Annotated in this window: 22 protein-coding genes; 11 read left to right on the forward strand and 11 right to left on the reverse strand. The window is 60.2% G+C overall.

Annotated elements, in window-relative coordinates; translation table 11 throughout:
* Nucleotides 1-184 precede the first annotated feature (184 nt).
* From IGW03_RS04040 to IGW03_RS04060, 5 genes are all read left to right on the forward strand, one after another.
* Nucleotides 185-1429 (forward strand): exonuclease SbcCD subunit D C-terminal domain-containing protein, encoded by a 1245-nt coding sequence (locus IGW03_RS04040; protein ID WP_194721251.1) that lies wholly within the window; start codon nt 185-187, stop codon nt 1427-1429.
* Nucleotides 1426-5178: an AAA family ATPase gene (locus IGW03_RS04045; protein WP_194721252.1), complete on the forward strand. Its 3753-nt coding sequence runs from the start codon at nt 1426-1428 to the stop codon at nt 5176-5178. Before IGW03_RS04040 ends, IGW03_RS04045 begins: the two co-directional genes overlap by 4 nt.
* A 138-nt stretch (nt 5179-5316) precedes the next feature.
* Nucleotides 5317-5649: a hypothetical protein gene (locus IGW03_RS04050; protein ID WP_194721253.1), complete on the forward strand. Its 333-nt coding sequence runs from the start codon at nt 5317-5319 to the stop codon at nt 5647-5649.
* 394 nt (nt 5650-6043) lie between these two features.
* Entirely contained in the window at nt 6044-6295 is a 252-nt protein-coding gene (locus tag IGW03_RS04055; protein WP_194721254.1) for a hypothetical protein, read from the forward strand.
* Between the two features lie 149 nt (nt 6296-6444).
* Nucleotides 6445-6708 (forward strand): hypothetical protein, encoded by a 264-nt coding sequence (locus tag IGW03_RS04060; protein ID WP_194721255.1) that lies wholly within the window; start codon nt 6445-6447, stop codon nt 6706-6708.
* A gap of 328 nt (nt 6709-7036) precedes the next feature.
* Here IGW03_RS04060 and IGW03_RS04065 read toward each other — a convergent pair whose 3' ends face one another.
* The 3 genes from IGW03_RS04065 to IGW03_RS04075 are packed head-to-tail and all read right to left on the reverse strand — an operon-like array spanning nt 7037 to nt 8053.
* A complete protein-coding gene (locus IGW03_RS04065; protein WP_228535017.1) occupies nt 7037-7465 on the reverse strand; it encodes a VanZ family protein in 429 nt (142 codons plus the stop codon).
* Nucleotides 7426-7812, reverse strand: a complete 387-nt coding sequence (locus IGW03_RS04070) for a hypothetical protein (RefSeq protein ID WP_194721256.1) — start codon at nt 7810-7812, stop codon at nt 7426-7428. The genes IGW03_RS04065 and IGW03_RS04070 overlap by 40 nt, the downstream gene beginning before the upstream one ends.
* Nucleotides 7796-8053, reverse strand: a complete 258-nt coding sequence (locus IGW03_RS04075; RefSeq protein WP_194721257.1) for a hypothetical protein — start codon at nt 8051-8053, stop codon at nt 7796-7798. Before IGW03_RS04075 ends, IGW03_RS04070 begins: the two co-directional genes overlap by 17 nt.
* Nucleotides 8054-8269: 216 nt before the next feature.
* On the opposite strand from IGW03_RS04075, the gene IGW03_RS04080 reads away from it, so the two are divergent.
* Nucleotides 8270-9499 carry a nucleoside recognition domain-containing protein gene (locus IGW03_RS04080; RefSeq protein ID WP_194721258.1) on the forward strand — a complete coding sequence of 410 codons (1230 nt, stop codon included), beginning with the start codon at nt 8270-8272 and terminating at the stop codon, nt 9497-9499.
* Nucleotides 9500-9539: 40 nt separating this feature from the next.
* Here IGW03_RS04080 and IGW03_RS04085 read toward each other — a convergent pair whose 3' ends face one another.
* Complete coding sequence (locus IGW03_RS04085) at nt 9540-9773, reverse strand: hypothetical protein (protein WP_194721259.1); 234 nt, start codon at nt 9771-9773, stop codon at nt 9540-9542.
* Nucleotides 9774-9891: 118 nt separating this feature from the next.
* The gene (locus IGW03_RS04090) at nt 9892-12312 is read right to left on the reverse strand and encodes a penicillin-binding protein 1A (protein WP_194721671.1); all 2421 of its coding nucleotides are present in this window, start codon (nt 12310-12312) and stop codon (nt 9892-9894) included.
* A 331-nt stretch (nt 12313-12643) separates the two neighbouring features.
* Between IGW03_RS04090 and IGW03_RS04095 the strand changes: the two genes are divergently transcribed.
* The 5 genes from IGW03_RS04095 to IGW03_RS04115 all read left to right on the forward strand — a co-directional run bounded on the left by IGW03_RS04095 (nt 12644) and on the right by IGW03_RS04115 (nt 17257).
* Nucleotides 12644-13771 (forward strand): CBS domain-containing protein, encoded by a 1128-nt coding sequence (locus IGW03_RS04095; RefSeq protein WP_194721260.1) that lies wholly within the window; start codon nt 12644-12646, stop codon nt 13769-13771.
* A 10-nt stretch (nt 13772-13781) separates the two neighbouring features.
* Complete coding sequence (locus IGW03_RS04100; protein ID WP_194721261.1) at nt 13782-14714, forward strand: aldo/keto reductase; 933 nt, start codon at nt 13782-13784, stop codon at nt 14712-14714.
* A gap of 96 nt (nt 14715-14810) precedes the next feature.
* The gene (locus IGW03_RS04105) at nt 14811-15392 is read left to right on the forward strand and encodes a hemerythrin domain-containing protein (protein WP_194721672.1); all 582 of its coding nucleotides are present in this window, start codon (nt 14811-14813) and stop codon (nt 15390-15392) included.
* A gap of 129 nt (nt 15393-15521) precedes the next feature.
* Complete coding sequence (locus IGW03_RS04110) at nt 15522-16370, forward strand: YihY/virulence factor BrkB family protein (RefSeq protein ID WP_228535021.1); 849 nt, start codon at nt 15522-15524, stop codon at nt 16368-16370.
* Nucleotides 16371-16423: 53 nt separating this feature from the next.
* A complete protein-coding gene (locus tag IGW03_RS04115; protein ID WP_194721263.1) occupies nt 16424-17257 on the forward strand; it encodes an aldo/keto reductase in 834 nt (277 codons plus the stop codon).
* Between the two features lie 11 nt (nt 17258-17268).
* On the opposite strand, the gene IGW03_RS04120 is transcribed toward IGW03_RS04115, so the two are convergent.
* From IGW03_RS04120 to IGW03_RS04145, 6 genes are all read right to left on the reverse strand, one after another.
* Nucleotides 17269-17523 (reverse strand): hypothetical protein, encoded by a 255-nt coding sequence (locus IGW03_RS04120; RefSeq protein WP_194721264.1) that lies wholly within the window; start codon nt 17521-17523, stop codon nt 17269-17271.
* A gap of 71 nt (nt 17524-17594) precedes the next feature.
* Nucleotides 17595-19619, reverse strand: coding sequence for an acetoacetate--CoA ligase (locus IGW03_RS04125; RefSeq protein ID WP_194721265.1), 2025 nt, complete (start codon nt 19617-19619; stop codon nt 17595-17597).
* A 61-nt stretch (nt 19620-19680) separates the two neighbouring features.
* Nucleotides 19681-20934: an MFS transporter gene (locus tag IGW03_RS04130; RefSeq protein WP_194721266.1), complete on the reverse strand. Its 1254-nt coding sequence runs from the start codon at nt 20932-20934 to the stop codon at nt 19681-19683.
* Nucleotides 20935-21082: 148 nt separating this feature from the next.
* Nucleotides 21083-22351: a branched-chain amino acid ABC transporter substrate-binding protein gene (locus IGW03_RS04135; protein WP_194721267.1), complete on the reverse strand. Its 1269-nt coding sequence runs from the start codon at nt 22349-22351 to the stop codon at nt 21083-21085.
* Nucleotides 22352-22478: 127 nt separating this feature from the next.
* Nucleotides 22479-23120 (reverse strand): GTP cyclohydrolase II, encoded by a 642-nt coding sequence (ribA, locus tag IGW03_RS04140; protein ID WP_194721268.1) that lies wholly within the window; start codon nt 23118-23120, stop codon nt 22479-22481.
* Nucleotides 23121-23167: 47 nt separating this feature from the next.
* The gene (locus IGW03_RS04145) at nt 23168-24067 is read right to left on the reverse strand and encodes a pirin family protein (RefSeq protein WP_194721269.1); all 900 of its coding nucleotides are present in this window, start codon (nt 24065-24067) and stop codon (nt 23168-23170) included.
* Nucleotides 24068-24074: the final 7 nt, after the last annotated feature.

The following is a 24074-nucleotide window of genomic DNA, read 5'->3' on the forward strand; positions in this document are numbered from 1 at the left end:
TCTTGCTTTTTGAATACGCCTCCATTCGCATTGCCGAACGGAGGCGTTTTTTCTTGAAATCGATTTCCTTCACTCATCAAACCTCGACGCATTTCCATCCAGTTGCTATATTTCGGCCGAAGTTGACCTGATTGGTCCGAGTCGACCAAGTCGATTTGCATTGCTGCTGAATATAAAGGATGTCATGCGTTTCCTGCACACCTCAGACTGGCACCTTGGCCAGACTCTGCACAACTTCGACCGTTGCCACGAACATGAACAGTTTCTCTCCTGGCTCATCGAATCGCTGGTTGCGCATGAAGTTGACGCATTGCTCATTGCAGGCGACATTTTCGACAATGCCAATCCCTCGGCCGCATCGCAAAGGCAGTTCTATTCCTTCCTGCAGCAGGCAAAGCAACGCTTGCCTCACTTGAATATTGTCATCATTGCAGGCAATCATGACTCTCCCGGCCGGCTTGAAGCCCCGCGGCCCTTGCTGGAAGGATTGAATGTCACGGTGGTTGGCCATGTGCGCCGGCGCGACGACGGAGAAGTCGATCTCGACGAGTTGATGATCCCTTTGCTCCGCCGTGACAAATCGGTCGCCGCATGGTGTCTCGCCGTTCCTTTCCTGCGTCCTGGCGATGTCCCCCGCGTCGACGATGCAGGCGACCCCTACCAGGCCGGTGTCGCCCTGCTCTACCAGCGCCTGCTGGACAATGCACGCAGCCGACGCGCTCCCGGACAAGCCATCGTCGCCCTGGGGCATTGCCATATGCTGGGCGGCGAAGCATCGGAAGAGTCCGAAAGACGGATCGTGATGGGCAAGGCCGAAGCGCTATCGGATGCGATATTCGACGATTCGGTGGCCTATGCAGCGCTCGGGCATCTGCACAAGGCACAGCGAATCGGAAAGCGTGAACATGTACGCTATTGCGGCAGTCCGCTGCCGATGTCGTTCACCGAGATTGATTACGCGCACCAGGTTCTGTGCATCGACCTCGAAGGCGAGACGGTGCGCGAGGTCAATGCCCTGCGAGTGCCGCGTGCCGTGGATTTGTTGCGTGTTCCGCGCAGCCCGGCGCCGGTAAGCGAGGTCCTCGCGGCCTTGGAGGCATTGGAGTCCCCGCTACTCGAAGAGATTCATCGTCAACCGTATCTCCAAGTCAGAGTCAGGGTCGATGGGCCGGAGCCGGGGCTGCGTGCACGTATCGAAGCTGCACTGGAGGGAAAGCATGTGCGTCTCGCAAAAATCGAAACCACTTTCTCACGCCGTGATCCCCAAATCCATGTTGCCGTCCCTGATGAAGAGCTCGATCAGGTACAACCCGAGGATATCTTCAAGCGCTTGTATCTAGGCAAATACGGCGCCGAGGCGCCGGATGATCAGCTTGCCGCCTTCGGCGAGCTTTTGCTGGGGGCATCGGAAGCAGCGGGCGGCAAATGAAGATACTCAGGATCGCCGGCCGGAATCTCGCATCGCTGGGTGGGGAATTCGAACTGGATTTCATGCAGGAGCCGCTGGCTTCCGCCGGACTGTTTGCAATATGCGGACCGACCGGCGCGGGGAAAAGCACCCTGCTCGATGCGTTGTGCCTCGCACTCTATGATGCTACGCCGCGCCTGTCACGGGCCGGAAGCAAGGGCATAGGCCTGCCGGATGTGCGCGATGAAACCGTGACGCCTCAGGACACCCGCAACCTGTTGCGGCGAGGCACTGCGGACGGATATGCGGAAGTCGACTTCATCGGCAATGACTCCAGGTGCTACCGGGCGCGGTGGAGCGTGCGCCGCGCGCGTGCCAAGGCGGATGGAGCGTTGCAGCAAGTCGCCATGTCCCTGCATAGCCTTCCGGAACGGCAGCAGATCGGCGGCACCAATCGAGAGGTCAAGGCAGAGATCGAGAGCCGGATCGGCTTGAATTTCGAGCAGTTCACCCGCGCCGTGCTGCTCGCCCAGAACGAGTTTTCCGCATTCCTGCGGGCCGACGACGGGGACCGGGGCGAACTGCTGGAGACGCTGACGGGCACCGCGATCTACAGCACCATGTCCAAACGCGCTTTCGAACGCGCGAAGCTGGAGCAGCAGACGCTCAACGCCATTAGCCAGCGCCTCTCCGACCAGACGCCGCTGGACCCGCAGTCCCGCCTGGAACTGGAACGGGACAGCGCACAGGCGCATGACGCCATGATGATCCTGGAACAGCGCAAAGGCGAACTGGAAACCCAGCTGCGCTGGCATGCAACGCTGGAGGAAGCGCAGCGCGGTGAAGAGGAGGCGGCAGGAGAAGCGGAGCGCCTGACGTCGATATATCAAGGCATGGAGGAACGCGGGAAACGTCTGACCCTGCTGGACGAAGTTCAGCCCGCCCGCGCCTTGATCGAAGCGTCAGCCCGCATCGCTTCTGCGTTGGAATCAGCGCGCTCCGAACTCAACCGGGGCGACATCATGCTGGCTGCAGCAGTGCAAGGCCAGCAGGATGCTCAGGCCGCGATGCAAGCCGCCGAGCAGGCGCACAGTGCAGCACTGCAGACCCAGATGACTGCCCTGCCCCAGATCGGCAAGGCAAAGACGCTTGATGCGCAGATTGCAATGCTCCTCACGGAAGACGGACATGCGGAGGCTGCCGTTGCTCGTGTCAGCGCTGAAAGAGAAGATATCCAAACGCGCTTGCACGCTGAACAGAAAGCGCGCGAGGACGCCGTGCGAGTCAGGCAAGCCGCGGATCGGTGGCTGTCGGAGCATGAATCCGTTCAGCCGCTAGCGCTCCAGTGGCCGCGGTGGGATTCATTGCTGAGCCATGCCGCAGTACAGCTGCAGAACGCGGAAAAGCTGGCGCATGAACTTGCCGTCTCGCGGGATGCATTGCGCCGGGTCAGCGGGAGGAAAGGCGAAGCCGAGACTTTGCTGTCCGAGGCCGCCCGGGCACATGCCGAGGCGGAGATGCAGCGTCTGACCTGCCAGTTCGAGTCCGCCAGCCACTCGCGCAGCGCGTTGAGGCAGGAGAGACTGGAACTCGAATCGCGACGCGAGATTCTCGACGACGGCATGAGAGTCTGGGCGGCACTGCACACGGCGAAAGAACAGCAAGTGCAGCGGCAGAACGAAAAGGATCAGCTGCGCACGGCCGAGGCCGAAGCAGCCAAGGCAAGCGTGCATCTTGTCACCGATGCCGCAGTGGCAAAGGCGGCGTTCGATCAGGCGGAAAAAGCCTTGGTCTCCACTCGCATGGCCTGCAGCGACTCGGTCGAAAACTTGCGCAACGCGCTTCAACACGATGTGCCCTGCCCTGTCTGCGGATCGACGGAACATCCTTATTCAAAAAATGACGGACGGCTGCATTCGATGCTGACCGGATTCGAGACGGAAGCCGTCGCCTGCCGCATTCGGTATGAAAAAGCGTTGGCCGCGCAGGTACGCAACCAGGCATTGATCGAAGAAAACCGCCGGCGCGCGGCACAGGTTGAGCAGCAGCTTCATGATCTGGGCCAGCAGGTTATCCGCATGCAGGCGGAATGGTCCGGACATCGAGCAGCGGAATTATTCAAGGCAGCAGACACCGGTAATGCCGGCATTACCCTCGCCGACGAAATACGCGCCGTGCGCGACAGGCTGCAACAGCTGTCGGCTGCCGAGGCCGATGCGGATCAGTCGGCACACCGGCTCGAGGCTGCGCAGCAAGCCCTGGACGCGGCAAGCGCATCATTGGCAGAAAGGCGCAGCCAATGCGATGCACTTTCCAATGAAGTGCGTCACATAAAATCTGGCATCGATCTCCTGGCTGCCCGCTCGGCTGAATCGAATGAAAGGCTTGCGGAACTGCTCAATGAGCTGAATGCGCCTTTTGTTTCGGCCGACTGGCAGAAACGCTGGCGGCTCGATCCCGAAGGCTTCCGAAGCAATTGCGAACAGCGGATTGCCGAATGGCGAGAACAATGCCGGATACGCGATGAAAACAGCGCGCGTCTGTCGTCGCTCGATGCCTCGCTGCTCAAGCTGCAGGAGACCCTGTTGCGCAACGACGCCGAACGTCAGCGGGCCGTCGCTGCACTGGAGGAGAGCCGGCGCAATATTGCAGAAAAACGCACGGAAAGGGCCGACATTTTCGGCGGCAAGAATACCACGGTCGTGGAAGACGAGCTCGCTGCAGCAGTCACTGCGGCAAAGGCTGCGATGCACGAGCAGGCGGCCCGTCTGCAGGAATGCGCAATCACCGCGGCACGGCAGCAGGAGACGATCAGTCAGGCGAAGCAGCGGCTGACAGTGCTGGAAATGGAACAGGCGGAATCGGACACGCGCTTGACGGACTGGATGACGCAGTTCGGTGCGGCCCATGCCGAGACAGCTCCGGCACTGAACATGGACAGCCTGCGAGAGCTATTGAATTACAGTCTTGAATGGATCGCCGTCGAACGCGGTGAGCTGCATTCCGCTTTCACCGCGATGCAGACGGCGAAGGCCATTCTTCGGGAGCGCAAGGAACGGCGAGCGGCACACGAACAGGAGCGCATAGGAAAGGAAGATGCGGCCACGACCCGTCGGCTGCTTGATGAACTCATGCTCCGGTTCGAGGAGGTCCGTACCGATTTCACGCGCAAGAAGCTGGCGCTGGCGGAAGACGATTTGCGACGCGAGAAATCGTCCACACTGCTCGCAGAATTGGAACGGCAGCAAAGCGTCACAAGGCTGTGGGGACAACTGGCCGAACTGATCGGCTCCTCGGACGGCAAGAAATTTCGCAACTATGCCCAGCAATTCACGCTCGATGTGCTGCTCGGCTATGCAAACCGGCATTTGCAGGACCTGGTACGCCGCTACCGTCTCGAGCGCGTCAAGGATACCCTGGCGCTGCTCGTGGTGGATCAGGACATGGGCGACGAGGTGCGTTCGATTCACTCTCTTTCCGGCGGCGAATCCTTTCTTGTCTCTCTTGCATTGGCGCTGGGACTGGCATCGTTGTCGTCGAACCGGGTGCGGGTCGAATCGCTCTTCATTGACGAAGGCTTCGGCAGTCTCGACGCCGATACACTGTCCATCGCCATGCATGCGCTGGACAGCCTGCAATCACAGGGACGCAAGGTCGGCGTCATTACGCATGTCCAGGAAATGAGCGAGAGAATCGGCACGAAAGTGATGGTGCATCGTGTTGCAGGCGGCAAGAGCCTTGTGCGCATACAAAGCGAATCACTGCTGTGAAGGCATCAAACCGAACACTTGCAGTAAATATTACGGTCGTTACATTCGTTAACATGATGGCAATGAATTTTTTGAAAGGCTGCGGTCTGAAGAAGTGACACGTTGATGTCACTTTTATCGTCTTTGAAAGGGAATTCAATGAATAAATTCGCTGCTGCTCTTCTCGCCGGCCTGTTCGCCTCGTCCGTCTATGCACAAACAGGCGCCACAGCCGACACGACAAGCTCCGCGACAACTCCATCCGCCGGTATCAGTTCCGGAACGTCTGCCACAACCACAGCGTCCACAGACGCACCGGCAAGCAAGGCAGACGCCAAAGCCGCTGCCAAGGCGGAAAAGGCAGACGCCAAAGCACAAGAAAAAGCTGCGAAGGCCGATGCGAAAGCAGAGAAGAAAGTAGCGAAGGCCGACGCCAAGGCAAAGAAAGAAAAGGCTGAGGCTCGGGAAGACGCCGCTGAAAAGAAGAACTAACGGTTAGCGACATCACCTTCGTTTGACTGGCCATGAAGGTGGAAAGGCGACATCGTGCGATGTCGCCTTTTTATTTGCTTGTATTGTGCCGACAGAGCGTTTTAAACGTCATCTGCACATGAGTATTCACATCTCCGAATTTTTCAGATTGATTATTAATAATGTGCGTTATTCTCTGCAAAGGGCTGATTTGTTCCCCGGCTCGGAATTAAACATGTAAATATCAATTTAATGAAGAACGACTGCATTATTCAGAAATGCTATTCATCACGCGACATCAAAAGAATATGTTGGTTTAAGCATTAATCTTGGAGATATTGCCATATATCCATATTGCGTTGCATCTTGCTCCATGACGAGTGTTGCCTATACTTGAGCGATCAAGGAGGTCGTCGTGGATAAATATCATTTGTTGAATCTGATGATGCAGGAACAGGAAGATGCGCCGGACACCGACCTGTATTGCGTTTCCGCATTGCTTGCCAAGCACCTTGAAACGGTATCCGGAAAATTGAGCGAGGAAGAGATGCAGAAATTCATCGAGGTAGGCGCAGCAATTTGCCGCTATGCAAATCGAGAATTCGGCATGAACGTGCCGGTAGAAGATCTGTTTCCTCCTAGCGAGATCTGGCGAGACGTTCATTAAAACGTTCGCCGATATTGCCTGTCGGATTTACTGTCTCAAGACGCCAACGCTGGACTGGTGCCGTTCTTAAAAAAACATGCAAGATGTTTTACACGGCGATGACACAGGCATATACTGATTCTTGTGCACTGCACTGTAGCGAGGCCGCCATGCAAAAATCCATCACCCGTTCTTTCCCCGAAAAAAAACTTCCGGGGAACGATCTTCCTCCTCAGTTGAACAATCTCTTCGAGTCGGTCAGACCCAGTGGTGGCAGTCCGAAGGAGATCACACGCGAAGACGTATCGCGCTGCATTAACATTTGGGCGAAGATGTACAGGCTTAATGACGAAGACAGTCAGCCGTCCGATCTGTGCATGCCGTCGCGTACCTGGATCGGTAGAAGTCCGGACAAACTGAAACGCTTCGACTGATGCCGCAAATTTGCTGCCGGAAAGTCTGCAGCTTTCCGGCAGCTTTATGTCTCGTGCGTCGATAAGGTAATCAGGCGACCGAGTCTTGTTGGCTCCTGCCTGCTCAAATGAGCAGGCTCTTTGTCCGCCTGAATTGATCACGATCGATCAAGACGACGCCTCCAAATGCGTCAAAGCGACGGCGTCACTTGGTGCAGATTCACCTGGCGCAGATATTCCGCCCCTTCCCTGCTTCCATTCCCGTCGTGCCACAGCGGCCGAATCAGCGGACAATCCGCTTCGCTCTTCACCCTTTCGCAGCAACGGCATTCAGCATCACAACGCGTCCCTAACGACTGCCGGAACCAGGCGTTGATTGGGAAACTGCAATTGCCCTCCTGCGTGCTCTGACGAAGAGTTGGGCAAGTATGAGCGATGCCGTGATGGCGGCTGCCACATCCACATACCAGTCCCTTATTGTGCCATTCCGATAAGGCAGGAACGATTGGATATATTCATCCAGCGCACCCATGACGGCAACGATCGCGACTGCCCGCAACGCCCTGCTGCCAGCCGTGCCGCGGTAACCGGTAAACAGCAAGGCCGCCATGCAGGCATAGCTGACAAAATGCAGGAAGAATCCCGAGGCGACCTCGCCGACCTCGGCACGTGCGCCGGGAATGGTGCCAAGAATAATGATGAGCGCATAACCCAGATAGGCAATGCGCCGCCGCAGGCTCATTTGATAAGCGTCGTTGGGAAACAGAATCGATTGCATGTTGATTTGACAGGTAAAAACACCGAGAGGATAACTCGGGAAACCGCCTGACAGGTCCACATCGCACAAACTTGCTGGGCGATGCCGTGCGGACAATAATTGACATGCGCATTTGCCCAGAATTGCCAGCTTCCCCGATCGCTGGCATTCGTGTTCGCCTTCATGCTGCTTATCGCGGTCAGCAGCGAATTGTATTGGGTTGTGGCTCTGAAGGACTGCCATTCCAGCCGCTGCCTGACGGTGGTCTGGGCAAGAGCAATACCGCCGGGGATAGCGCTGATCGCAGCCGTCGACAGGCATGCTCCGACGAATCTTCGCCGTTCCATCTGCTTAGGTTTCGCTTCCATGAAACTCTCCTGAGTTTTCTCCGGCGCTGGCAAGCGTATATGGTTTTGTTTGTTCCGAGTGTTGAACCAAACGGATAAAGTGGCAAACCGTTTCGGGCGGATGCTTGAGAAAGGTAAAAGCCTGTTTGCCGGTGGAATGATTCTGCAGCCTTCCAGCGACAGCCGCGCAGTCCGCCACACATGCTACCCAGGGAAACGTCGTCCGGCGATGCTGCACGCTTGATGCAATGCCGAACAGCATGGTAGAAACCGCTCTCCTCCGCCCCAGCTTTTGCATGCTTTGCGGTTAAAGTTTGACAGGCCGCTCGGAGCCTGTTTGAAAAACCCGCGGCGCGGTCGCGGCACCGCTGTGCTCGGTGGACCTCGCCTATGCGTGCGTTCATCGTGCCAGGCACGAGCCGCTCGCTGCGGTGTTCAGACAGGCCCTCGGATTTGGAATAGAAGGATAAGGAATCGTATGTTGAATGCCCTGTGGCTGGGATTCTTCGTGATCGCCGCCGTGTGCGCCTTCGCGCGCTGGCTCATCGAAGGAAATGCCGCCGTTTTCGCGGCCATGGTGGACAGCCTGTTCGGCATGGCCAAGCTGTCGGTCGACGTGATGATCCTGCTGTTCGGCACCCTGACGCTGTGGCTGGGCTTTCTGCGCATCGCCGAAAAGGCCGGCGTGGTGGACGTGCTGGCACGCGCGCTTTCCCCTCTGTTCCGCAGACTGATGCCGGAAGTGCCCCCTGGGCATCCCGCGCTGGGCTTGATCACCCTGAATCTGACAGCCAATGCCCTCGGCCTGGACAATGCAGCGACGCCTATGGGACTCAAGGCCATGCGCGCGCTGCAGGACCTCAATCCCGATCCCGAAACCGCGACCCGCGCGCAGGTCCTGTTCATGGTGCTCAATGCGTCGGCACTGACCCTGCTGCCGGTATCGATCTTCATGTACCGCGCACAGCAGGGAGCAAGCGATCCCACGCTGGTGTTCCTGCCAATACTGCTGGCCACCACGGCTTCCATGCTGACCGGTTTCATCGCGGTGGCCATTGCCCAGCGCATCCGCATCTGGGATCCGGTGGTCCTTGCCTGGCTGGGCGGTGCCGGCCTGGTGCTGGGCACGGTGATTGCCATACTGGCGGGCATGTCGGCAGCGGCCCTGGCCGCGGTGTCGTCCCTGCTCGGTAATCTGGTCCTGTTCCTGCTGATTCTGTTTTTCGTCGTGTTTGCCGCGCTGCGCCGCATTCCGGTCTATGAAACCTTCGTCGAGGGCGCAAAGGAAGGCTACGAGGTCTCGCGCAACCTGCTCCCCTACCTGGTCGCAATGCTCTGCGCCGTCGGCGTGATGCGTGCGTCCGGCGCCCTTGATATCCTGCTGGAAGGCTTGCGCTACCTCGTGCAGGCAATCGGCCTCGACACGCGCTTCGTCGATGCGCTGCCAACGGCGCTGGTCAAGCCGTTCTCCGGAAGCGCCGCGCGTGCCATGCTGATCGAGTTGATGAAATCCGGGGGCGTCGACAGTTTTCCCGCCCTCGTCGCCGCAACCGTCCAGGGAAGTACGGAAACGACTTTCTATGTGCTGGCGGTGTATTTCGGCTCCGTCGGCATCCAGCGCGCCCGCCATGCGGTCAGCTGTTCACTGATTGCCGATGTCGCCGGCATCGTTACTTCTATCGGTGTCTGTTACTGGTTCTTCGGCTGACGATGCAGATCGCAGCAGGATCCCGCATGCAAGCGCGGGATCAAACGATTTCCCGCGCTTTCGACAGGATCACCAGCCAGCGGCGCAGGATCAGCAGTTCGACGTGGCCTGCCTGGACGCCGGGGCTGCAGTCCAGTACCGGATTGACCTTGTAGTAGCGGTTGCGGAAGTCGCGGCAGACGAACAGCTCACGCTTGCCGAACCGGACCAGGAAAGACGTCGGTGCATATTCAAGACCAAAACGCGTGCCGAAAGAGTTGTTCAGGTAAGCCATGTCAGTTCTCCTTTAACTACTAGCCAATGAATGAGTAGTTAATGTAACACAAGTACTGTATGGAAATACAGTACTTTTTTAACACGTGGCTTTTTGCCCATTTCGGGCTACATACGATTCAGTTTCCGCCGCGATAAGACATGTCATCACCCGGCATGCTGGGCCTCGGAGGCGGTGCGGGAGCAGGTCCGGCACCCTGCCCCGGCACCTGCGGCCTGGAACCGAACAGCTTTTCCCAGAAGCTGCGGGTGTCTTCTACGCCGACCGACCGCACCGCATTGCCGTTTGCATATTCCTGGTAGATCCAGTCGCCGTCGAGCTGAGCCACGCCTTCCGGCACCGTACGCTGTATCGGCGGCTTGCCCTTGAGGGCCGTCCGCATGTAATCGGTCCAGATCGGCAATGCCACGGTGCCGCCGAATTCCCGGCCGCCGAGCGAGCGCGGCTTGTCGAACCCCATCCAGGAAACCGCGACGACATCGCCGCCGTAGCCGGCGAACCAGCCATCGAAGGAATCATTCGTTGTGCCCGTCTTGCCTGCCAGGTCGCGCCTGCCGAGTTTCTGACTGGCGGCGTAGCCCGTGCCGCCGTTGACGACGTCGCGCATCATGCTGTCCATGATGAAGGCGTTGCGGGTGTCAAGCACGCGGGTTGCCTCATCGCCGGCCCTGGCCGGCTGGGAATCGATCAGCACCTCGTTGCGGTTGTTGACGATCTTCTGGATCAGGAAAGGCTTGACCTGATAGCCGCCGTTGGCGAACACCGCATAGCCGCTCGCCACCTGCATCGGTGTTACCGAGCCGGTGCCCAGGGTCATCGTAAGGTTGGCCGGATGCTTGTCTTTCTCGAAACCGAACTTCGTCAGATATTGCTGGGCGTAGGCCGGCGAGATCGACTGAAGGATGCGGATGGAGACCAGGTTCTTGGATTTCTTGAGGCCGGTGCGCATGCTGACCGGGCCTTCATACTGTCCGTCGTCGTTTTGCGGATCCCAGCTCTGGCCGCCGGAGTCGCCGGAATTCAGGGTCAGCGGCGCATCGTTGATCAGCGTGCCGGGCGAGAAGCCCTTTTCCAGCGCAGCCGAATAGATGAAAGGCTTGATGGTGGAGCCCGGCTGGCGCCATGCCTGGTTCACATGGTCGAATTGATTGAGCGTGAAGTCGAAGCCGCCGACCATGGCGCGCACGGCGCCGTCCTGGGCATTGAGGGAGACGAGCGCGGCCGACACCTCCGGCAGCTGGGAAATCCACCATTTCTTCTTTGCGTCGCGCACTACCCGGATCACGGCACCGGGACGAATCTTGTTCTGCCCCTTGCCGCTCAGGGCAGCCGCGGCGAACCGCAGGCCGTCGCCGTTCACCTCCACGTCTTCGCCGGACAGCAGTTCGGCCCGCACGAGCTTGGATGTCGCCGAAACCACCACTGCAGATTGCAGCTCATCGGTGTCGGGATGCTTGAGCAGGATTTCGGAAATCGCCTGGGCGCGGTCATCCGCGTTTTTCGGCAGCTCGATGAAGTTTTCCGGGCCGCGGTAGCCATGGCGGCGGTCATATTCGATCACGCCGCGCCGCACCGCGTCATAAGCAGCGGTCTGCTCGGCACTGTTGAGCGTGGTGTAGACGCTGTAGCCGTGGGTATAGACGTCGTCCTTGTATTGCGCAACCATGTATTGGCGAACTGCCTCGGCCACGTATTCCGCATGGGTGGAAAAACGCCTGCGGTCGCCGCGGACAAGCAGCTTTTCCTGGGCCGACTTGGCGTACTGCGCCTCGCTGATGTAGCCCAGCTCGCGCATGCGCTTGAGGATATATTGCTGCCGCTGCGTCGCCCGGGTCGGATTGACGACCGGATTGGCGCTGGCGGGCGCTTTCGGCAGTCCGGCCAGCATGGCGGCTTCGGCCACCGTAAGTTCCTTGACCGGCTTGCCGAAATAGACGCGCGCCGCGCTGCCGAAGCCGTAGGCGCGCTCGCCCAGATAGATCTGGTTCATGTACAGCTCGAGAATCTGGTCCTTGCTCAGCTTGCGTTCGATTTCATAGGCCAGCACGATCTCATGCAGTTTTCGCGCATAGGTTTTCTGGCGCGACAGGAAGAAGGTACGGGCGACCTGCATCGTGATGGTCGATGCCCCCTGCGACCGGTTGGACCGCAGATTGGCCAGCCCGGCCCGCAGCACGCCGACATAGTCGACGCCGCCATGCTCGTAGAAACGGTCATCCTCGATGGCCAGCAGCGCTTTCTTCATGACTTCCGGCATGTCGGCGATGGGCACGAAATCGCGCCGCTCCTCGCCGAATTCGCCGATCAGCACCTGGTCGGCGGTATAGACGCGCAGCGGCATCTTGGGGCGGTAATCGACGAGCGCATCCAGGGAAGGCAGGTTGGGCACGATGAACAGGGTGATGTAGCCGAAAACCACCACGCATACCAGTACCATCGAAGCGAGGAGGATGGCAGCAACCTGCCCGAAGCGGCCGGCGAGCGGCTTGAAATTCGATTTGCGCGACTTCGGTCCACGCGATGTTTTTGCCAACGAAATCCCCTCTAGTCAGTGTGAAGCACCGTCACTTTAACAAACTGCGTCATGCGTGATGTAACGCGATGTTACGGTCTTCGGCAAGAAAAGCAGCTTGCGCGCCCCGAGCCGGAATATGTTTCCATCCGGACGCACGGAAAGCCGGGAGCCGACCGCATTTTACGCAAAGCATCTCTCTGCGTCTTGCCAGTCGTTTTTGTACTTTATACATTGCCATGGTAAAGATTGGCAGCCTGGTCGCCCGACAGGCGCCGATATTACCGAAAAATTTCATGGCAAATATCTTGCACGCAGTTGAACCTGGAGCACGGCAAAGCAGCGGTGAGGTGAAGCGATGGGACACAGGCCATTCAGTGATCGACGGGAAGCAGGACGGCAGCTGGCGGCCGCGCTGGCATTTCTGAAAGAGCGTTCGCCGGTCATTCTGGGCTTGCCGCGGGGAGGCGTGCCCGTGGCTTATGAAATTGCAATGGCATTGGAGGCGCCGCTCGACGTGCTGCTGGTGCGCAAGATCGGTTCGCCATTTTCTCCCGAGGTCGGCATCGGCGCGCTGGTCGAAGGCGATCCGCCGCGCCGGGTACTGAACGACGAAATGATGGACCGCCTGCGTCCGCCCTCCCTGTTTCTGGCGCAGGAAGTGGAGCGCCAGATGCGGGAGCTGCAGCGACGCCGCGGCTTGTATTGCGGCGGGCGGGAGCGCATACCGCTTGCCGGGAGGACTGTGGTCATCGTCGATGACGGCATCGCCACCGGGGGATCGATGCTCGCCGCCCTGGAAGCGGTGCGCGCGGCGGGGCCGGAACGGCTGCTTCTTGCGGTGCCGGTCGCGCCGGCCGACACGCTCGAAAAGCTATGTTCGCTTGCCGATGACGCCATCTGCCTGCAGGTGCCGGCGAATTTCCGCGCGGTCAGCCAGTATTACGAAGATTTCGCCCAGACCGGAGACGAGGAAGTTACCTCGCTGCTGGACGAGGCGGCGAAACGCATCCTGCCCAATGCAGGGGAAAGGCTTGTCAGCATGTCAACCGTATCGAAATGCATGGATCATGACGCGACCGTGGTCGGCCCCCACGACAATGTGGCCCGCGCTGCATCCATCATGCGGGACTGGAAAGTCGGCGTACTGCCGGTATGCGATGGCCGACGGCTGATCGGTACCGTCAGCGACAGCGACATCCGCCTTGGTACAGCCCGGGAAAACCGCGCCGAGGAAGAGATCCGGGTAGCGGAGCTCATGAGCGAAGACGTCGTCTGGTGCTTCGAAGACGAGACTCTCTCCGCCGTCATGCACCGCTTCGGCGATTCGCAGCAGGAACGCATTCCCGTGCTGGACCGCGAAAAGAACCTTGTCGGCATGCTCAATCTCGATCGCGGGACGAACGACCCGCGCGTCGCGGATGAAGGAGGCAGGAACGAGCCTGTGCGCCGCTGGATGTCCCCACATATCAACAACAGCTTTTAGGGCGCGCTCCATGGATTTCAATCATCTCAGCCGGCGCGACGCGATGCGCCTGATCATTGCGGCACTGGGCACCGTGGGCAGCACCGCGCAAGCCGTTCCGCCCGCACCGGGAGGCAACGCCATGCTGTCGCGGCGCATCCCCTCCTCCGGCGAAATGCTTCCTGTCATCGGTCTCGGCACATGGCAGACCTTCGATGTCGGAAGCAGCGCATCCGACCGGGCACCCTTGGAACAGGTTCTTGCCGCGTTCGTCGAGGGCGGCGGCAGGCTGATCGATTCCTCGCCGATGTACGGCCGGTCTGAAGATGTCGCGGGGGATCTGACCGAGCGCATGGGCTTGCGCGGCAAACTGTTCGTCGCCACCAAGGTGTGGACGCAAGGCAAGGAAGCCGGAAAGCGGCAGATGGAAGAGTCGATGCGCAAGCTAAGGGCCGATCCCATCGATCTGATGCAGGTTCACAACCTGGTCGACGTCGAAAGCCATCTCGAAACGTTGAACGAATGGAAGCGTGCCGGACGCGTGCGCCACATCGGCATTACCCACTACACCGCCGGCGGGCAGCATGAGGTGGCACGTGTCCTCGAAAAGCATCCGGTGGACTTCGTACAGATCAACTATTCCGCGAGTGAACGCGAGGCAGAACAGCGCCTGCTGCCTATCGCCGCGGAACGCGGCGTCGCCGTCATTGCGAATCGCCCGTTTGCCAGCGGAGAACTGCTGCGCCGGCTGAAGACCAAAGCCTTGCCCGCATGGGCTGCGGAGATCGATTGCAGCAGCTGGGCACAGGCTCTTCTCAAGTATGTGGTATCGCACTCGGCAATTCACTGCGCCATCCCGGCAACCGCAAATCCGGCCCATGTGCGCGACAACGTACGTGCAGGATATGGCCGCATGCCCGACGCGGAATTGCGCAAAAGAATTGTTTCCGATGCATTGAAGTAGCGTTCCCGAGCTTGATGTCGAAGCAGGTACGCAGTTTGCTCATCAATGAATTTCGCCCGCGCGGCGATGACATCGACAAGAATGGAGAGTGCCATGATGAAAAACCTTACCGACAAGCTTTCCCCCAGCATTACCAACATGATCCGCATGGATCATACCTCCGTGCTGGAAACTTTCCACCAGTATGAAATGAATTCCTCGCCGCAGACCAAGAAGGCTCTGGTCGGCACGATCTGTCTTGCGCTGGAAATCCATGCGCAGCTGGAAGAGGAAATTTTCTACCCCGTCATGGGCAATCTGGCAGCCGATACCCCGGTGGTCGGCAAGAGCGTGCCGGAACACAATGAAATGCGCCGCCTGATCGCCCAGCTGCGCGCGATGGAGCCTACCGATCCGACCTACGACCAGACCTTCCTGCAATTGATGAAGGATGTGATGCACCACGTCGCCGATGAAGAGACGACGCTGCTGCCGGATGCGGAACGGCTGATCCCCGATCGCCTCGGCGAACTCGGCATGCAAATGACCAAGCGCAGGCTGCAGCTCATGGCCCCGCATGCAGGTGAAATGGCGATGAACACGGCCCGTACCTTCCCGACCAGTTCCATGCTGGTGGCTGCTGGCGCAGTGCTGGCAGGTACCTATTTCGCCAAGCGGACCATGTCGCGTCATCATTGATCAACGAAGAAAGGCGGCCTGCAGATCCTGTCAGGTCGTTCAGCCAAATACCAACGCGGGTACAGGCTTACGGGCAAGTACCCGCGTAATCATGCGAGGAGGATTATGCGGATTCCGGGATTTCGAGGCTTGAAACCAGGCCTGGTCATCAAAAAAACCATCAGCGACTTCTTTGACGACGACATGACCACCTATGCGTCCGCGCTCGCCTACCAAGTGCTGTTTTCCATCTTTCCCTTCGTTATCTTCCTGATCGCCTTGCTCGGTTTCCTGCATCTTTCCGAGTTCTTCAGCTGGTTGAGGACGCAGGCGCAATTTGTCTTTCCGCAGGAAGCCATGCCGACCGTCAACCAGGTCATCGATGAACTGCAGCAAGAGAAAAGCGGCCTGTTGTCCTTCGGCGTGATTGCCGCACTGTGGACGGCGTCCGCAGCAGTGCGCGCGACGATGAATGCCCTGAACGTTGCCTATAACGTACGCGAAAGCCGGCCAGCCTGGAAGCTCTATCCGCTGTCAATACTCTACACCCTGGGACTGGCTGCCCTCCTCATCATCGCCGCAGCGCTGCTGATCGTCGGACCTCAGGCGATGCAATGGCTTGCCCATTGGGTCGGTCTGGAACAGCTGTTCGTCACCCTGTGGGCGTGGCTGCGCTGGCCTGCCGCGCTGTTCCTGCTGATGCTGTCGGTCGCTGTAATTTATTACGTTGCGCCGAACGTGCGTCATGAATTCCACTTCATCTCTCCCGGCGCCCTGCTTGCGGTGCCGGTGTGGATCGCCGCCTCGATCGGCTTCAATTACTATGTCAGCAATTTCGGCGATTACAGCGCCATGTACGGCAGCGTGGGTACGATCATCGTGCTGCTGCTGTTCTTCTTCATCTCGGCTGCCGTTCTGTTGTTCGGCGCCGAACTGAATTCAGTAGTGGAACAGAATGCCGGAAAAACCCGCGCCAGCTCGACGGAAGAATTAAGATAGTGAGGCCAAGCCGGCCTCTTCGATCAACCTCGTCACCGACATACCCTCATCCCATGCGAACATTGCGCTTACTCGACGGCCCGGAAATCCCCGTACTCGGCCAGGGCACCTGGTGCATGGCAGAAGACTCCCGGCGGCGCGCCGGCGAAGTCGCGGCCTTGCGTGCCGGCATCGATCTCGGCATGACGCTCATAGACACGGCTGAGATGTACGGCGACGGCGCATCCGAAAAGCTGATTGCGGAAGCCCTGGCTGGCCGGCGCAGCGACATTTTCCTGGTCAGCAAGGTATTGCCTCACCATGCCACTCGAAAAGGCACGATCGCAGCCTGCGAGGCGAGCCTGCGCAGGCTCGGGACGGATCATCTCGACCTCTACCTGCTGCACTGGCGCGGGCAAGTGCCGCTGGGGGAGACGCTGGAAGCACTGCAGACGCTGGTGCGCGACGGCAAGATCCGCCAATGGGGCGTCAGCAATTTCGACGTATCCGACATGGAGGAACTGGAACAATTGGCCGGCAGCGACAAGCCTGCCGTCAACCAGGTGCTCTACAATCTGAGCCGCCGCGGCATCGAATACGACCTGATTCCTTGGTGCGCGAAGCGCGGCATCGCGGTGATGGCGTATTCACCGGTCGAACAGGGCCGCCTGCTCGGCCATGCCTCGCTTCGCCGCATCTCGGAGCGGCACAAGGCCACACCGGCGCAGGTAGCCCTAGCGTGGGTGCTGCGCCAGCCCGGCATGATCGCCATCCCCAAGGCGGGCAAGGTCGATCATGTGGCCGACAACCGCCACGCGCTGGAACTGCAGCTCAGCGAAGACGATCTCGCGGAACTGGACCTCGCATTCCCGCCGCCGACGGGTCCACAGCCTCTCGAGATGATCTGATCGCGAGTCGTTCAGCGCGCAAGCAGCGAGTCGACGATGGCATAGCCCTTGACGAAGCCGGCTTCGATTGCAGCCTCCTTGGTCGGATAATCGCCGCTGTCGCCCGACTCGGCGGTCAGCTCGCTTTCGTAGCTTGCGTCTTCCCCCGGCTGCGAGATCCGCACGCTGAAATCCCATACCGTGCCTGCGTCGTCGTGCGCCAGCGGCGACACATGCACTTCCATGCCCTTGTACTCCTCGGTATGCCAATCCTGCTCAAATGCCATTGCTGCCGTCCGTATTCAAACAATGATCAGCAAATCCTAGCGCGCCCGGGCCTGGAGCCGGTTGAGATATCTCACCGCTGCGCCGAGGACACGGTGTCTTTTGACTCCTTCAGCTCTTTCGCAAGCGCCTCGCTGCGCTGCCGGGCAAAGTCGATGTAATACGCAAGGCTGCCGGGATTGCTCATCGCATCCGGATTGGCCACCTCCTCCACCGCCATGCCGAGCAGCAGCTTCTTGACAGGCAGCTCCATCTTCTTGCCGGACAGCGTGCGGGGAATTTCCGGCACGGCGAAGACTTCGTTGGGCACATGGCGCGCCGACAGCGCCGTGCGTATGCTGCTGCTGATCCTTGCCACCAATGACGCATCGAGCGACGTGCCCGGGCGCAGCACCACGAACAGCGGCATGTAGGACTCGCGTCCCAGATATTCCAGGTCCACCACCAGGCTGTCGAGGACTTCCGGCAGCGCCTCCACCACACGGTAGATCTCGCTCGTGCCCATGCGCACGCCATGCCGGTTGATGGTAGTGTCGGACCGTCCGTAAATGATCGCGCCGCCGCGCGGCGTAATGCGCAGCCAGTCGCCATGCCGCCACCAGCCGGGATACATGTCGAAGTAACTGTCGTGGTAACGGCGGCCGTCGGGATCGTTCCAGAAGAACAGCGGCATCGAAGGCATGGGCTTGGTCACGACCAGTTCGCCTACCGCATCGTCAAGCGGCTTGCCCTGTTCATCCATCGCATATACGGCCACGCCGAGGCTGCGGCATTGCATTTCTCCTGCATACAGCGGCAGGATGGAACAGGCACCGACAAACGACGCCGCAACATCGGTGCCGCCGCTGATGGAGGCCAGCAGGATATCGGGTCCGAGCTGCTCGTAGATCCAGGCGAATGCATCGGCGGACAGCGGCGAACCGGTCGAGCCCACGGTATGCAGATGATCGATCCGCGCGAGCTTGCGCGGTTCGATGCCGGCCTTCATGCAGTTGGCGTAATAGGCGGCGCCTGCGCCGAAGACCGTAAGGTCGGCTTCCTCGGCGAATTTCCACAAGGTGCCGAGATCGGGATAACCGGGATTGCCGTCGTAGACCGCGATGGAGGAGCCGACCAGCAGGCCGGTCACCTGGGAATTCCACATGATCCAGCCGGTCGTCGAGAACCACATGAAGCGGTCATCTTCAGCCAGGCCGTTCTGCAGCGCCTGCCCCTTCAAGGATTCAAGCAATGTGCCGCCCTGGCCGTGAACGATGGGCTTGGGCATGCCGGTGGTCCCGGACGAATACACTACCCACAGAGGATGATCGAACGGCAGTTGCTCGAAGCGCATCTCGCTGTCGCCGGCAATCAGCTCATGCCAGCGGTGTGTGTCGGGCAATGCCGCATCCTGATTCAGGTAAGGCAGCAGCACCACATGTTCCAGCGTGGGCAGCGCCTGCGCCAGTTCACTGACGACGCCGCTCCGGTCGAAGTCCTTGCCGCCGTAGCGATAGCCATCGACCGCGAACAGCACCTTGGGTGATATCTGACCGAAGCGGTCGAGCACGCTGGGCGTGCCCATGTCCGGCGAACAGCTGGACCAGATTGCGCCTACGCTGGCGCAGGCATAGAAGGCGACCACGGTTTCCGGGATGTTCGGCAGGTAGGACACGACACGGTCGCCCGGCTGTACGCCCATGCGGCGCAAGGCATTTGCCATTGCACCGATCTGGCGACGCATTTCCCGCCAGGACATCCTCACGGCGGGCCGGACTTCCGAACGGCCGACGATGGCCGTCCGGTCGAGGTCGTCTTCATGGAAGCGGAAAACCTGCTCGGCGATATTCAGATGCGAACCTTCGAACCATTTCGTCCCCGGCATCCGGTTGCCGTCCAGCACGCGGGTATAGGGCGAGGAATGGCGGACGTCGAAGTACTGCCAGATCGACGCCCAGAAATCTTCCAGCTTGTCGACAGACCATTGCCACAATTCCTGGTAATCGGAAAAGCGCAGGGACTTCTCCTTTTCCAGCCATTGCATGTAATCATGCAGGCGGCTGCCTTCGATTCTTTCCCTGGTTGGGGTCCAGAGCAATACGGGTTGTTCCTGGCTCATGCTTGTCTCCTGATTGTTGTGCTATGTTTGTTCTTTGTTGTCTGCCGCCTGGTTTGATGACTTATCCGGTCGGTGCGGCGCGCCTGCGCAGCCGGCTGCCGAAATTCAGCGCCGCCGCCAGCACGCCCAGTCCGCCTGCCAGCATGATATTAACGGTTCCGATCCGCTCGACCAGTCCGCCGGCGATGCCCACGCCGACCGACTGGCCGATGAAGAAGCAGGACGCGAAGGCGGCAACCGCCGCACCGCGCCGCTCGGGCGCCATCTGCGTCGCGTTGATCTGCAAGGTGTTGTGGAACATGTAGAAACCGAGTCCGGCCAGGAAGCAGCCGCCCACCACCCACCACCAGACCGGCGCAAAGCCGATCGTCCACAGCGCAAGCGCGACGATCCCGCCGCCCCAGCGCGACAGGCCCACCTCGCCGAGGCGCCGAACCAGGGTACGCGACATGACGGCGAAAACAAAGCCGCCCAGACCGAAGAGCATGACCATCGCGCCCGCGGCCGACAGGGACAGCTTGAACGTTTGATGGACATGCGAGGCAATGAAGGCGAAGGCGCCGTAAAGGAAGGCACCTTCGAGAAAAACGCTGATGAGCACCATGCGCGCCCAAGGCTTGGACAGCACCTGCCTGAATTCTGCCAGCATGCGCGGAATGGCGGCACCTTCGGCGCGATGCTGGCGGCGCGCATAGGCCGGCAGCGAGCGGTTGAGACGCAGCAGCGCAATGCCCACCGCCAGGAACAGCATCGAGATCAGCAGGAATGGCAGGCGCCAGTTGGCGGCATTCGCTGCGAAACCGCCGATCAGCACGCCGGTGGCCAGCCCGAGAATCTGGCCGATCAGGAAGCGCGCCAGCACCGGCTGCCGGTCTTCATAGGGAATCACGTCGCCGATCCAGGCCATGGACAGCGGAATCAGCGAAGCCGCCGTTGCGCCGGCAAACAGCCGCGCCACCAGCAGCAAGGAAAAGTTCGGCGCCAGCCCGCACAGAGCGGCGGTCAGTGCGCAGGCCAGCGCGCCGCAGGCGACGATGAAGTACTTCCCATAGCGGTCGCCCAGGGGGCCGAACAGCAGCTGGGACAAGCCGTAGGCAATCGAGAAGACCGTGATGACGAACGAGACGTTGCCAAGCGACAGGCCGAATTCCGTCGCCAGCTGGGGCAGCATGGGATCGGATACGCGCATCGACACGCCGCTGCCGAAAGCGGCAAGCGACAGCAGCGGCACCGCCAGTCTGGGTATCGGTTGGACTTGCGCCGCGCTGGTCTGCGCGGCTTGATGATCTTGAAGAGTGCGGTCTGTCGGCGTCATGAATCGGTGGTTGAATGCAGGCGGCTCCGAATCCGGCAAGGCGCCGGAAAACGAAATCCTTGCCGAACATTCTAGTGGGAATCCGGATCCCGCGTATTCACTCGCTTCGGCATGCGCTGATTGCCGTTCGGCCGCACGAGCGCCGAAGCTATTCCGGCCGCTTCATCCTGCAGCTGGTCGGCAGCATGGTCTTGGCCAGCGGCAGGTAGCGCTCGGTCTTGAAGCCGTAGCCGCTGCCTTCGTTATCGAAGCGTACCGAACCGTCGCCGGTCTTGCGCATCACCGAGACATACAGGGGCTGCATCAGCTGATGGTCGTCCGCACGCATTACCGCTTCATGGAAGGCATTCTTGTAGCGCGCTCCTTCCATGGCCTTCGCCACTGCGCCCGCTTCCGTGCTGCCGGCTTTTTCAATGGCAGCCGCCAGCATTTCGATCATCAGGTGCATGCGCATGTGCACATAATCGTCTTCGGGCTGCGGAAAACGGCGGCGGAAATTGTCGTAATAGGCGTCGCTCGGGGAATTGGCGATGCCCTGCCCGGCGTTCGGATGCCATTCGGCCACCGCACGGACGCGGCCCACGCCGGCATCGCCGATTGCCGCCGGCGCTCCCAGGCCGTTGCCGTAGAAGGTATAGAACTTGACGTTGAGGCCGCCTTCCCGCGCCGCCTTGACCAGCAGCGTCAGGTCGTTGCCCCAGTTGCCGGTCACTACCGTGTCGGCGCCGCTGGCGCGGATCTTGGCGACATAGGGCGTGAAATCCTTGATCTTGCCGATCGGATGAAGCTCGTCGCCGACGATCGCAATATCGGGCCGCTTGGCGCCGATCTGGGCGCGCGCCGAACGCGCAAGCTGCTGGCCGAAGCTGTAATCCTGGCCGATCAGGTAGACCCGCTTCGCCGAACCGTCATCCTTGATGACTTCAGTCAGCGCATGCATGCGCATGTCGGCATGGGCGTCGAAGCGGAAATGCCAGAAGCTGCATTTCTCGTTGGTCAGTGCCGGATCGACTGCGGAGTAGTTGAGAAAGAGCACGCGCTGATCGGGTACGCGCTGGTTATGCTTCTCGACGCCGTCGATCAGCGCGGCTGCCACCGCCGAACTGTTGCCCTGTGTGACGAAGCCGATGCGCTGATCCGTGAGCTGCCGCAGCGCAATCAGCGACTCCTCGACACCCTGCTTGTTGTCGATGCTGACGAGCGCCAGCGGACGCGCCCCGCCCGGCAGCTTGACGCCGCCCTTGGCATTGATGCGTTCGATGGCGAACTGCAGGTTGCGGGCGACTGCCTGGCCGGCATTGGCGAACGAACCCGACATCCCTTCGATCATGCCGATGCGAATCGGCTCCGCGGCCTGCGACATGCCGCAGACGAACAGTGCGGCGAGCGAAATCAGCTTGGTCTTGAAATTCTGCATGGAAGTGAAGAAGAAACTTGAGAACTGCGGAAGAGAGCGAAAGACGCTTGGCAGCGAAAAGGAAAGACCCGCCGGCCGCCCTTCGAAGTGCGAAGCGCAGCCGGCAATGTACAGAACGGATATCCGCTTATTCGAAGTCGAGCATGTGCCCGAGCTTTTCCTGCTTGGTGCGCAGGTAGCTGACGTTATGCGGGGTATGCGCAGTCAGCACCGGAACGCGCTCGATCACATTGACGCCGTACTCGGCGAGCTTGTTCATCTTGCGGGGATTGTTGGTCATCAGCCGGATCGACTTGACGCCGAGGTTGCCCAGGATATGGGCGGCGACCTGATAATCGCGGATATCGACCGGCAGGCCGAGGTCGAGGTTGGCTTCGACCGTATCCCGGCCCTGGTCCTGCAGCTGGTAGGCCCGGATCTTGTTTGCAAGACCAATGCCGCGGCCTTCATGGCCGCGCAGGTACACCACGACGCCCTGCCCGGCGGAAGCGATCTTGGCCAGCGCGGCATCGAGCTGCTCGCCGCAGTCGCAGCGCATGGAACCCAGCACGTCGCCGGTCAGGCATTCGGAATGCACGCGCACCAGCACGCGCTCCTGGTCCTTCAGGTCGCCCTTGACGATGGCGACATGCTCGACCGTTTCCCCCGCAGGCTGGTAGACGTGGATACGGAATTCGCCGTGCCGCGTCGGCAGCAGCGAGGAGACGATGTGATCGAAAATCTTGGCGGAGCCGGCATTCGCCGTCTGTTGCTCTCCGTTGTTGTTCATTGTGCAGTGTCCTAAATACGCAAGCCGGAAGTTTAACCGAAAGATTCCTAACTGAAAGATTCAGGCGGCTTGCGATCGGGAGGCAGCGGAATCCATTCGGTTTCGTCCGGCACCTTGCCGAACGACTGGGAGCGCCACCTTTCCTTGGCTTCCTCGATCGCTTCCCTGCTGCTGGACACGAAGTTCCACCAGACGAAGCGATCGCCGTCCATCGGCGCACCGCCCAAAAGCATCAGCCGCGCTCCGGCGGAAGACGCTATTGTAATTTCCCGGGCATCTTCCAGTACAGCCATGTGCTTTTCCTCCAGCGCCTGGCCGTCGACCGTTGCCTGGCCCTGGACGAGATACACGCCGCGCTCTGCATGCTCGGCTGGCAGCGGGAAGGACGAACCGGCCTCCATTTCCACCGCGAGGTAGAACATGCCGGAGTAGGTCCGGGCGGGCGCGGTTTTTCCGTAGGCCGAGCCTGCGATCAGGCGCATGTTCACCCCTGGATATTGAATGACTGGCAAGCTTTCCGCAGGATGATGCTCGAAGGCCGGTTCGGCGAGTTCATCCTTCTTCGGCAGCGCCACCCAGGTCTGTATGCCGTGCAGCGTGCCGCCGCTTTCACGCAGTCGGTCGGGACTGCGTTCGGAGTGGGCGATGCCGTTGCCGGCGGTCATCCAGTTGACATCTCCTGGACGGATTTCCTGGACGGTGCCTAGGGAATCCCGGTGCAGGATGGCGCCTTCGAACAGGTAGGTGACGGTTGCCAGGCCGATATGCGGATGCGGCCGCACATCCAGTCCCGCCCCGGCATCGAAGACCGCCGGCCCCATGTGGTCGAAGAAAATGAAAGGCCCAACCATCTTGTGGGGATGGCTGGGCAGCAAACGGCGGACGGTGAAGCCGTCGCCAAGATCCTTGACGTGCGGCTTGACGAAGGCAAAGGGATTCGCGGCCATGGGTCCA

It is taken from the genome of Noviherbaspirillum malthae (assembly GCF_015352985.1).
Lineage (GTDB): Bacteria > Pseudomonadota > Gammaproteobacteria > Burkholderiales > Burkholderiaceae_D > Noviherbaspirillum > Noviherbaspirillum malthae.